The following is a 10407-nucleotide window of genomic DNA, read 5'->3' as shown; positions in this document are numbered from 1 at the left end:
GCGCGGGGGGAGCCATGCCGCGCGCGCCGGGGCCACGTCCTCGCGCAGCTGGTCGCGGCAGCGTGCGATGTACAGCAGGGAGTAGTCGGTGGCCGCGCCGATCACGAGGATGAACAGGATCCCCTGCACCTGCCCGTTGATGGTGACCAGCCCCGCCTGGGCGAGGCTGACGTTCACGAGGATCGCCGCGCACAGCGCCGTCATGGAGCTGAGCAGGACCAGCAGGGGAAGCACCGGGGAGCGGTAGACGACCACGAGGATCACCAGCACCACGGCGAGGGCCACCAGCAGCAGGATCCCGTCGATCCCCGCGAAGGCGGCCTGGAGGTCCGCGGTGAACCCGGCCGGTCCGCTGACCCAGCTGTCCAGATCCGCCGGGAGGGTCCCATCGGCCTCTTCCTCGAGCAGGGCGACGACCTCCCCGGCGTCCGCGTCCCCCGGGATGGAGATGACGAGCTGGGCGGCCTCCCCGTCCTCCGCGGGGATCACCGGGGAGGCGGTGGCGCCGTCCGCCAGGTCCGGGGCCGATGCCGCGAGCGCGTCGAGCGCGGCGAGGTCGTCCTCGGTCAGGCCGCCGGAGCGTTCGGCGACGATGATCGCGGGGATCGCCTCGGAGCCGGTGAACTCGCTGATTCGGTCCTGCACGCGGGTCGACTCGGCGCTCGCGGGGAGGAAGCCGGCCCGGTCCTCGGTGGCGACGTCGCTGATCCGTCCGAAGCTCATCCCGCCGATCCCGAACACGCCGATCCACACGAGGACCAGCAGGGCCGGGACGAGGATGCGCAGCACGGTGGAACGGCCGGAGGCAGGGCGGGCGGCCCGGCGGGAAGATGCAGACATGCGGATAGCATCTCACCTAGTAAGTAAAATGTGAAGCGAGAGATCTGCCCGGTAGGGCTGCGACGCTTCGGACCGGCGCGTGCGCCACGCATCGGATGAGGATTCGCACCCATCCACCCCCCACCTCGGCTCCGAACACCCCGTGCACGCAGAACGGCGGCACCCGGCCGCCCGGTGCTCGACAAAGGAGTGATGCACGATGCGCACGACGAAGACGAGGACGGTCCCCCTGCTCGCCGCGACAGCGATGCTCGCGCTGCTGAGCGCGCCCGGCGCAGCCATGGCGGAGGGCCACGGCGGACACGGCGATGACGAGGGGACCCACGGCAACGCGACCGCCTCGGCGACCCTCGAGGCCCACCTGATCGAGCTCAACGATTCCGGCGCCTCGGGCACCGCCTGGGTCGCCGTCGACGGCAACGAGGTCTCCGTGACCCTCGAGACCGCCGGGCTCCTCGACGGCGCCCCGCACGCCCAGCACATCCACGTGGGCGGGAAGAACCAGTGCCCGGACCCGGACAAGCAGGGCAACGGCGCCGACGGCGCCCTCCAGGTCTCCGACGCGCACGAGGACTACGGCGACATCGTGTCCTCGCTGACCACCGACGGCGACACCAGCCCGGACAGCGGTCTCGCGGTCGAGCGCTTCCCCGTCGGCAGCGGCACCTACGAGCGGACGTTCGAGGTGAGCGATCAGGTCGCCGCCGACATCGTGGACGGGAAGGGTGTGGTCGTCGTCCACGGCGTCGACCACGACGGCAGCGGCACGTACGACGGCGACGTCGCCTCCGACCTCGATCCGAACCTGCCGTCCGAGGCCACGGACCCCGCCGCCTGCGGTGAGCTCGTGGCGAGCCAGATGGACGCGATGCCCCAGGGCGGCGTGGAGACGGGCGACGGCAGCACCTCGGGCCTCGAGCACGCCGGTGCCATCGCCCTCGGCGCGGGTCTGATGGCCGCGGCGGGCGCCGGAGCGTTCGCCCTGCGCCGACGTCCGGCGCAGAAGTGAGATGACTGCTGGGGGATCCCCCCGCCGGAGCGGCGGCCGTCTCGCGGCCGCCGCTCTCGGCGCGGTCGCCGTGGTGGGCGCCGGGCTCGTCGCCGTCAGCCTGATGCAGCAGGTGGGCGACCCGCCTCAGCCGGCGCTCGGCTCCGGCACCTCCTCCGAGGCGCCGGAGGAGGCCGAGCCCGTCGCCGGGAGCGGCGACGCCGATCCCGAGGGTCCCGTGAGGACCGCGGATCCGTCCGGCGCCTCCGACATGACCCCATCGGCCGCACCGACCGCACCGGAGTCGAGTGCGGAGGCCGAGAGGCCCATGACCGCCTCGGAGCCCGTCGCCCTCAGCATCGATGCGATCGATGTGCAGGAGGACGTCTTCCCCATCGGGTTGGGGACCGACGGCGAGCTCCTCGCTCCGAGCGGGGATCGCGCGAACCTCCCTGCCTGGTACGACGGGTCTCCGACCCCCGGCGAGACGGGCCCGTCCGTGATCGAAGGTCACGTGACCTGGGGCGGTCGCCCGTCGGTCTTCTTCGACCTCGGCGCACTGGCCCCGGGCGATCGGGTCAGCGTCCTGCGCGCCGATGGATCGATCGCCGAGTTCGAGGTCTATGACGCGGCGCGCTACCCGAAGGACAGCTTCCCCACCCTGGAGGTCTACGGCCGCACGGAGGGCCCCGAGCTGCGTCTCATCACCTGCGGCGGAGACCTCGACGCAGACGGCCACCACCTCGACAACACCGTCGTCTTCGCCCGGCTCGTCCCGAGCTGACGACCCGGCCGTGGGATCGGCACGCACGGGCCGGCGAGGGTGCAGGATGGGCGCATGAGAATCGCAGTGACAGGTGGCTCGGGCAAGCTCGGACGAACGGTGGTCCGCGACCTCCGCGATCACGGGCATCAGGTGGTCAACCTCGACCGCGCCGGCGAGCGCGGATCGGGATTCGTGCAGATCGACCTGCGCGACGCAGGGCAGGTGCTCGACGCTCTCACCGGCATCGACGAGCAGGCCCCGGACGGCTTCGACGCCGTCGTGCACCTCAGCGCCATCCCGGCGCCCGGCCTGGCGAGCAACACCGCGACCTTCCAGAACAACATGATCAGCACCCACAACGTGCTCACCGGTGCGATCAAGGCCGGCATCACCAACATCGTCACCGCCTCCAGCGAGACCGTGCTGGGCCTGCCCTTCGACACCCCGCCGCCCTACATCCCCGTGGACGAGGAGTACGCCGCGCGACCCGAGTCGACGTACTCGCTGTCCAAGCACCTCGAGGAGCAGATGGCGATCGAGCTGACCCGCTGGCACCCGGAGCTCAAGATCATCGCCCTGCGCTTCTCGAACGTCATGGACGAGGAGGACTACGCACGCTTCCCCGACTTCGACGCCGATGCGACGCTGCGCAAGTGGAACCTGTGGGGCTACGTCGACGGCCGCGACGGCGCCCAGGCCGTGCGCAAGGCCCTCGAGCACCCGGCCCCCGGCTTCGACCGCTTCATCGTCGCCGCGGCGGACACCGTCATGTCCCGGGACAACACCGAGCTCATCGCCGAGGTCTTCCCGGACGTCGAGGTGCGCGGGGACGTCTCCGGCAACGGCACCCTGCTCTCCATCGACAAGGCACGCGCCGTCCTCGGCTACGCGCCGCAGCACAGCTGGCGCTGACACTCGCACCGAGGTACGGCACGTCGCGGCACGGCACGCCGGCGCACGGCACGGCAGCGCGCCAGGAGCGACCGGGGCAGCGTGCACCGGATGGACAGGATCCTGCTGGTACGGCACGCCGAGGCGACTACGCGCAGCACCGCCACGCGTTCCTGCACGGCGTGCCGGAGCAGGAACGGGACGAGGACGGCGTCGCGCTCGCCGCGGCGTGGACGGACCTCAGCGCTCCGGGGAGCAGCGGTGTCCTCGTCGCGGTCACGCATGCCTTCGTGGTGGGCTCGTTCGTCCGCGAGGTGCTGGGCGCACCGCCGGCCGCCTGGATGCAGCTTCCCATCGCGAACGCGAGCATCACGGACCTGCGTGCGCGGGAGACCGGCGAATGGTCCGTGGCCGGCGTGAGCGACGTCGGGCACCTGCGCGACCTCTGAAGCCCCCGCCCGGCGCGGACCTCGCCGACGTCACGGCGTTCCCGCGGGAACGCCGCCGGCTCCTCCAGAACGTTCCCGCGGGAACGCCCCGGACCGCACTGCCGCACATCGGCCCTGGTCAGATGGCGACGAGCTCCGGGTCAGACGGCGACGGGCTCCGGGGCGGGGGCATCGGCCGGGCGGCGCACCGGCTCGGCCGCGGCGAGCTGCTCGCGCCGGCCGATCCATCGGCCCAGCAGCGCGGCGATGATCAGGGCCAGCAGGCCGATGCCGATCGCACCGAGGATGCTGCCGCTCGCGACCCCCGGGATCGCCGCGGCGGCGGAGGTCGTCTCCCCGGTGCGGTACCCGGCCCACCCGATACTCAGCTGCACGCCGTCGAGGCCGAGGAGATCTCGGATCGCCGGTTCGGCGATGCGGTTGAGGGCCGCCACGACCCCGCCGCTGATGGTCAGGGAGGCCGTCAGGAGGATCGGGAGCTCGAGCCCGCCCGAGCGCCAGGCGAGATAGCCGCAGGCGAGGCCCATCGTGAGGGCGAGCACGATGCCGGTCCTCGAGAACCCCGATACCGCGAGCGAGACGATCGTGGCGAAGACGATGGTCAGCGCCGGCGAGCGCAGCCAGGTGCCGAGCGCCTGGAGGAGCATCCCCCGCAGCGCCAGTTCCACCCCGATCGCCTTGGCGAGGCCGAGCACGAGGGCCAGAGCCGCAGCGAACAGCGCCTGCCCCGCCCCGACGGAATCGGCCCCGAGCCATGGCCGGGAGGCCCAGACGATTCCGGTCATCACCACGGTGCCGAGGAGCGCCGCAGCTCCGACCGGCAGCGCGGCGGCCCGCACGAGCTCCCCGCGGAAGGTGCCGGTCACGCTCAGAAGCCATCGCGTGGGGCGCCAGCCGCCGAAGCGCGCACCGATCAGGGCGGCGGGGCACCACAGGGCGCCCATCGCGAGGGAGACGCCCACGTCGAGGGGGCTCGAAGGGTCACGCAGGTGCATCCCGAGGTCGGGCTGGTCCCCGGGCAGCAGCGCGAGACTGGTGACGATCGCGACCAGCAGGATCGAGGCGAGCACGACGTAGGCGATGATCGCGACGAGGACGGTGAGCACGGGCCGGGCCGGTCGGGCCCAGGCCTCGCGCAGGTGCGCGAGGCGGTGGTAGGGCGTTCCCGCGGGAACGCCTGCGGGACGGCCGCCGAGGGGATCGGCGGCGCCGTCGACGGGGCTGTCGGCGGGGCGATCGTCGGGGGCGGGCGTGCTCATGCGGAGATCTCCTGCGCGGAATCGGGGGTCGCGGCGCCGGCCGCGCGGGCCGCCGCGATGCGGGCGCGGCGCTCGGCGAGGGCACGGTCCTGGGCGGCGTGCATCTGGGAGGTCGCGGCGCTGAGGTTGAGGTCCTCCAGGTGCAGAGGGTGGGCGAGCCGCGGGAACGGCGTCTCGCGGCGCACCCTGCCGTCCTCGCCGATGCTCAGCAGCTCGCCCGGCTCCAGAAGGCGCCAGGCGGGGTCCTCGTCCATCGGCTCGCTGGCGATGACGACGGAGTCGACCTCGCCGAGGTCCTCGCTGCGGGCATGGAGGGTGTCCGAGCTCTGGTCCAGCGGCCCGCGCCGCGGGGAGTCGGGGCGCTCGAGGACCCATAGCTCGTTGGTCTCCGGCAGGCGCAGCGCGTACAGCTCCTCCTCGCGGGCGGCCAGCAGGTTCAGCGAGTAGACCGGGACGTGGCGCACCACCCAGCCGATGGCGGCGACCAGCCCGGCGTGGAGGTCCCCGGCGTGCGCCGCGGACTCCCCCGCGACCAGCGCCGCGAGCCATTCGCTGTCGGTCGAGCCGTGCACATGCCGGGCCGCACCCAGCTCCTCGACCCGGTGGCGCATCGCCTGGGTGACCTCGAGGACGCCGTTGTGGGCCAGGAGGATGCCGTCCATGAGGAACGGGTGCGTGTTCTGGGCGGTGTGCCGGGTCCCGCTGGACAGGCGCAGATGGGCGATGATGGTGCGCGCCCGCACCGTCTGCGCCGCATGCGTGAACGCCGAGGACGCGTGCGCGGCCACCGGACGTTTGCGCACCTGCGAGATCCCGGACTCGTCGACGTAGCCGATCCCCGTGCCGTCGGCGTTGTAGCGCGACTGCGAGCGCAGGGAGTACGGAGCGTCCAGGAGCCAGAACTTCGCGGTGACGGGCTGGTCGGCGTGGAGGGCGAAGAGGCGGCACATGATCCGACGATTCTAGGGCGCTGGTCTGCACGGCGGTCCCGCGATGCGCCTCGGGCGCCGGGAAGGGCTCAGCCCGTGGCACCGCCCTCCTCGGCGGTGATCGCCGCGACGGCCGCGAGGACCGCCCGCCGGTGCGCGGCGATGCGCTCCGGGGACGAGGGGTCCGATCCGTCGGAGCGGAGCAGGCCGATGGGCGTGAGCGTCCACGCCTGGGCGATCGCATAGATGATCGCGAGCAGGTCCACCGCGGAGATCTCCCGCCCCGTCGATCCGATGCGGGCCGTCTTGGCCAGGTAGGCCTCCATCGGTTCCGCCGCCACCTCCGGGCGCTCCAGGTGCGCCCAGAGGCTCAGCCGCAGCGCGGTCGGATCCGCCTGGTGGTGGTCGAAGAGGCGCCCGGCCCAGGCCGACAGCGCGGCGGGATCCGGCGGGACCGCGGCGGCCATCTCCTCGACCGCCGCCCGGACGGCCGCGTCGAACAGCCCGGCCTTGCCGCCGAAGTACGCGTAGATCATCCGCACGTTGGTGCCCGCGCTCCGGGCGATGCGCTCGACGCGGCCGCCGGCATGCCCGACCGCCGCGAACTCCTGCTGCGCCGCGGCGAGGATCCTCGCCCGCGTCGCGTCGGCATCCCGTCCAGCCATCGATGCACGCACCTTCCCGTTGACGCCCTCGGATCTCCGCCCTAGGGTAGCGGTAAATAATCATTTACTTCATGCGGATCGGACTCGCTCCACCGCACCCCGCCCCTCCCTCGAAGGACCCCTCATGAACACCGCCCCCACCGCCCTGATCACCGGATCCAACCGCGGCCTCGGCCAGGCCATCGCCCACGCCCTCGCCCGCACCGGGCACCGGCTCGTGCTCGCGCACCGTCCCGGCCGCGACATCTCGGAGACGATGCGCCGGGTCGAGGAGGCCGGCGGCGAGGCGATGCCCCTCACGATCGACATCGCCGACCTCGACGGGATCCGGCACCTGCGGGCCGGGCTCGAGGCCGCACTCCGGGACCGATGGGGATCCGCGCACCTGGATGTCCTCGTGCACAACGCCGGCATCGGCGTCTTCGGCAGCCTGGAGGACGCCACGCCCGAGGACTTCGAGGCGCTGATCGGCACCAACCTCCGCGGCACCGTCTTCCTCACCCAGGCGCTGCTGCCGCTCCTCGAGGGCGGCGGGCACGTCATCGCCATCAGCACGTCCCTGACCCGTCACGTCAGCCCGGCGACCTCGCTGTACGCCGCGTCGAAGGCCGCGGTGGAGGCCTTCTCGCGCAGCCTCGCCGGGGAGCTGGGCCCCCGCGGGATCCGGGTCAACTGCATCGCGCCGGGGCCCAGCGCGACCGACTTCAACAGCGGGGCGATGCGGGACAGCGAGGAGCTGCGATCGGCGATCGCCCGCAGCACCGCCCTCGGCCGGGTCGCGGACCCGGCCGAGATCGGTGAGGCCGTGGCCGCCCTCGCAGCGCCCGGCATGCGCTGGGTGACCGGGGAGCGGCTCGAGGTCTCCGGCGGCGCATTCCTCTGACCTGCGCCTCCGGCCCGCGGGCGGGCGCTGCGGTTCAGCGCACGGGGCGCTGGGGGTTGTCGATGCTCGGCCCGTCGATGCGGACGCCGTCGTCGTCGATGCGCACCTTCGACAGCCACACCAGCCGGCCCGGATCCTGGCCGATGTGCTCGGGGTCCCAGGCGTGGTAGACGTACCACAGGCCCGTCTTCGTGCGCACGGGCATGCCGTGCCCGGGGCCGGCGGCGACGTCGTTCGCGGCGAGCACCGGCGTGTCCGAGAGCTTGCGCCAGGGCCCGGCGACCGAGTCCGCGACCGCGACACCCACGCCGTAGCTCTCGTTCCAGTACTCGCCGGCGGAGTAGAACAGGTAGTAGCGGCCGTGGTGGGAGATCACCGCAGGGCCCTCGATGGTGTAGATCTCCCAGGGCTGGTCGCGCTCGAGCACGCGGATCCGCTCGCCGACCAGCGCGAAGCCGTCCTCGGACAGGCGCTGGGCGTACAGATAGGAGGGCAGGCCCGCGGCGTTGCCGTCGTTCTTCCACAGCAGCCACAGCTGCCCGTCGTCGTCACGGAAGGGCGAGGGGTCGATGGCGCCGCCCTCCTCGGCCTGGACCAGCAGCGCCGCCTCACGGTCGTCGACGAAGGGCCCCTCGGGGTGATCCGCGACCGCGACGCCGATGGCCTGCCGGTCCGAGGCGGTGTCGCGTGCGGTGTAGTAGGCGTGGAACCGCTCGCCGTGCGCGATGACCTCCGGCGCCCAGTGCCGGCCGGCGGTGGACCAGGAGGCGATGACCGGCATGGCGTTGCCGCGCTCCTCCCAGCTGATCAGGTCGCGCGAGCGGAGCACGGGCATGTGCCCCATGCTCCCTGCGGTCGAGTACAGGTAGAACCAGTCCCCCGTCGCGAGGATGCCGGGGTCCGGATGGTTGCTGGCGATGACGGGGTTGGTGAACCCGGCGCGGCCGGGGCCCGCATGGGCGGGGCCGGCACCGATGCCGGCGGCGGCCAGGACGGCGGCGCCCGTCGTGGCGCCGCGGAGGACGGCGCGTCGTGAGGTGGGGGATGGGGACATGGGTCTTCCTCTCATCGAGCCGGGCGTCGGTGCCCGGACGTGTTCTCAGGCGAGCGAATCGCCTCGGTCGGCGAGCGCCTTCTCCAGCTCGTCGCGGATCCGGTCGCCGCCGTCGGCCTTCCAGGCCCTCACACCTTCCGCCCAGGCGGAGACGGGCTTGCGGCCCTGGAGGATGTCGTTGGTGAGGTCGTTGATCCGTCCGTCGATGCTGCCGCCGGTGGTGGACTTGGTCTCCGAATACAGGCCCAGGGTCGGATCGGCGCTGCCCTGACCGACCGCGATCTTCTGGCCCTCGTACCAGTTCTGGGTGGACCGACGGTTGCCGGGGACGTAGATCGGCCAGGGCGAATCGGCGAGGTAGCGGAAGCCGAGCTGGGTCTCGCTGGCCCCGCGGTCGGTGAGGACCGGGTCCGTGCCGGAGAGCTCGTAGTGGACGCCAGGGGCGCCGTAGATCCGGAACAGGTACTCCTCGGTCCCGAACGGGGCGGCGAGGTAGTTCAGGACGTTCAGGATCGCCTCGACCCGGTCCCCGGCGTCCTGCCGGATCGCGGAGATGCCGTACGTGGGGTTGCCCAGCCAGGACACGGCCGTTCCGGGCGACCCGTCGTAGCCCGGGGTGCGCAGCATGGCCATCGAGAAGTCCTCGCCGGAGGTCTGCTCCCGGATGAACTGCGGCCACGCGGAGAAGGTGTCGAACGTGAAGTAGCTGCGCCCGGAGCCGAACCAGTTCTTCACGTCGTTGCCCTGGACCGCGAAGGTGTCGGGGTTCAGGACTTCGGCCTCGACGAGGCGGCGTGCCGCCTCGAGCGCCTCGACCTGTTCCTCGAGCTCGAGGTTGCGCGTCAGGGACCCATCCTTCTCGACCCAGCCGTTGGGGATGCCGAGCATCTGGCGGATGAGGTCGAGCGGCACCGAACCCAGCGCGAAGACGTTCTCCCGCGGGACCGTGAGCTCCTGGCACAGGGCGAGGAACTCCTCGAAGCTCGTCGGATCCTCGGTGATCCCCTTCGCCGCGAGCAGATCCTCCCGCTTGTACAGGAAGCTCGTGCTCATGACCCCGCGCGGGATCGGCACGCCCATGATCTTCCCGTTCAGCGCCGTCGGGCCCCAGGTCTCCGGCGGGATGTTCGCCAGGAACGGGTAATCCGCGACGCGATCGCCGGAGAGGTACGGTGTGAGGTCCAGCGCGGCGGCGTCCATGAACTGCGGCAGCTGGGGCATGCCTCCGTCCACGCAGAACACCTCGGGCAGCACGTCCCCGGCGACGGTGGTGGCGAACTTCTGTCCCCAATCCGGCCCCGGGACGATGTTGATCTCGAGCTCGGAGCCCAGCCGGGAGTTCAGCTCCTGCCAGAAGGCGTTGCGCGAGACATCCGGCGGAACCGGGGAGTCGGTCCGCACCAGCGTCTCGACAACCTTCCCGTCCCCAGGCGCACCGGAGGTCGCGACCAGCGGCTGCGCGGGGTACTGGAAATAGGCGTCCATCAGGCCGGTGGCCGGATCGCCGGGCAGGTCAGGCTCGAGCCCGGGGAACGGGATGTGCCGCGGCATCTCGACGGGGGCGTTGACGAACTCGGCCGGTGCACCGCCCCGACCCTCGTTGCTGCAGGCCGCGAGGACGGCGGCGGCGCCGGCAGCGCCGGCGGCGAGCACGGTTCGGCGGGCGGGGCGGGGCATCACGGG

The 10407-nt window shown here is 72.4% G+C and carries 11 protein-coding genes; 5 read left to right on the top strand and 6 right to left on the bottom strand.

Going from position 1 to position 10407, the window contains the following annotated elements; translation table 11 throughout:
• Positions 1-840: MMPL family transporter (locus tag BF93_RS20000; RefSeq protein WP_269519407.1), on the bottom strand; the 840-nt coding region annotated here is incomplete at its 3' end.
• Between the two features lie 199 nt (positions 841-1039).
• On the opposite strand from BF93_RS20000, the gene BF93_RS06870 reads away from it, so the two are divergent.
• The 4 genes from BF93_RS06870 to BF93_RS06855 all read left to right on the top strand — a co-directional run bounded on the left by BF93_RS06870 (position 1040) and on the right by BF93_RS06855 (position 3934).
• Positions 1040-1849, top strand: coding sequence for a CHRD domain-containing protein (locus BF93_RS06870; protein WP_038371580.1), 810 nt, complete (start codon positions 1040-1042; stop codon positions 1847-1849).
• A gap of 1 nt (position 1850) precedes the next feature.
• The gene (locus BF93_RS18890) at positions 1851-2612 is read left to right on the top strand and encodes a class F sortase (RefSeq protein WP_051486641.1); all 762 of its coding nucleotides are present in this window, start codon (positions 1851-1853) and stop codon (positions 2610-2612) included.
• Positions 2613-2666: 54 nt separating this feature from the next.
• The gene (locus BF93_RS06860; RefSeq protein WP_038371579.1) at positions 2667-3506 is read left to right on the top strand and encodes an NAD-dependent epimerase/dehydratase family protein; all 840 of its coding nucleotides are present in this window, start codon (positions 2667-2669) and stop codon (positions 3504-3506) included.
• 161 nt (positions 3507-3667) lie between these two features.
• A complete protein-coding gene (locus BF93_RS06855) occupies positions 3668-3934 on the top strand; it encodes a histidine phosphatase family protein (RefSeq protein ID WP_051486640.1) in 267 nt (88 codons plus the stop codon).
• 140 nt (positions 3935-4074) lie between these two features.
• On the opposite strand, the gene BF93_RS06850 is transcribed toward BF93_RS06855, so the two are convergent.
• From BF93_RS06850 to BF93_RS06840, 3 genes are all read right to left on the bottom strand, one after another.
• Positions 4075-5193: a CPBP family intramembrane glutamic endopeptidase gene (locus tag BF93_RS06850; protein WP_038371577.1), complete on the bottom strand. Its 1119-nt coding sequence runs from the start codon at positions 5191-5193 to the stop codon at positions 4075-4077.
• The gene (locus tag BF93_RS06845; protein WP_051486639.1) at positions 5190-6143 is read right to left on the bottom strand and encodes a class II glutamine amidotransferase; all 954 of its coding nucleotides are present in this window, start codon (positions 6141-6143) and stop codon (positions 5190-5192) included. Before BF93_RS06845 ends, BF93_RS06850 begins: the two co-directional genes overlap by 4 nt.
• A 68-nt stretch (positions 6144-6211) precedes the next feature.
• On the bottom strand, positions 6212-6787 hold the full coding sequence (locus tag BF93_RS06840; protein ID WP_038371576.1) for a TetR/AcrR family transcriptional regulator: 576 nt from the start codon (positions 6785-6787) through the stop codon (positions 6212-6214).
• A 124-nt stretch (positions 6788-6911) separates the two neighbouring features.
• Between BF93_RS06840 and BF93_RS06835 the strand changes: the two genes are divergently transcribed.
• Complete coding sequence (locus BF93_RS06835; RefSeq protein ID WP_038371574.1) at positions 6912-7670, top strand: SDR family NAD(P)-dependent oxidoreductase; 759 nt, start codon at positions 6912-6914, stop codon at positions 7668-7670.
• 34 nt (positions 7671-7704) lie between these two features.
• On the opposite strand, the gene BF93_RS06830 is transcribed toward BF93_RS06835, so the two are convergent.
• Complete coding sequence (locus BF93_RS06830) at positions 7705-8724, bottom strand: glycoside hydrolase family 43 protein (protein ID WP_084148333.1); 1020 nt, start codon at positions 8722-8724, stop codon at positions 7705-7707.
• A 45-nt stretch (positions 8725-8769) separates the two neighbouring features.
• Positions 8770-10401: an extracellular solute-binding protein gene (locus tag BF93_RS06825; protein ID WP_038371573.1), complete on the bottom strand. Its 1632-nt coding sequence runs from the start codon at positions 10399-10401 to the stop codon at positions 8770-8772.
• Between the last annotated feature and the right edge of the window lie 6 nt (positions 10402-10407).

Origin of the sequence: Brachybacterium phenoliresistens, from assembly GCF_000576425.1 — a bacterium.
Taxonomy (GTDB): domain Bacteria; phylum Actinomycetota; class Actinomycetes; order Actinomycetales; family Dermabacteraceae; genus Brachybacterium; species Brachybacterium phenoliresistens.
The sequence above is the reverse complement of the archived record's forward strand: the minus strand, read 5'-3'. Positions and strand labels throughout refer to the sequence as shown.

Bases quoted from the DNA above. Each gene is read 5' to 3' on its own strand.
- BF93_RS06835 (WP_038371574.1), top strand. From the start codon at position 6,912: ATGAACACCGCCCCCACCGCCCTGATCACCGGATCCAACCGCGGCCTC.
- BF93_RS06845 (WP_051486639.1), bottom strand. From the start codon at position 6,143: ATGTGCCGCCTCTTCGCCCTCCACGCCGACCAGCCCGTCACCGCGAAG.
- BF93_RS18890 (WP_051486641.1), top strand. From the start codon at position 1,851: ATGACTGCTGGGGGATCCCCCCGCCGGAGCGGCGGCCGTCTCGCGGCC.
- BF93_RS06830 (WP_084148333.1), bottom strand. From the start codon at position 8,724: ATGTCCCCATCCCCCACCTCACGACGCGCCGTCCTCCGCGGCGCCACG.
- BF93_RS06840 (WP_038371576.1), bottom strand. From the start codon at position 6,787: ATGGCTGGACGGGATGCCGACGCGACGCGGGCGAGGATCCTCGCCGCG.
- BF93_RS06825 (WP_038371573.1), bottom strand. From the start codon at position 10,401: ATGCCCCGCCCCGCCCGCCGAACCGTGCTCGCCGCCGGCGCTGCCGGC.
- BF93_RS06870 (WP_038371580.1), top strand. From the start codon at position 1,040: ATGCGCACGACGAAGACGAGGACGGTCCCCCTGCTCGCCGCGACAGCG.
- BF93_RS06860 (WP_038371579.1), top strand. From the start codon at position 2,667: ATGAGAATCGCAGTGACAGGTGGCTCGGGCAAGCTCGGACGAACGGTG.
- BF93_RS06850 (WP_038371577.1), bottom strand. From the start codon at position 5,193: ATGAGCACGCCCGCCCCCGACGATCGCCCCGCCGACAGCCCCGTCGAC.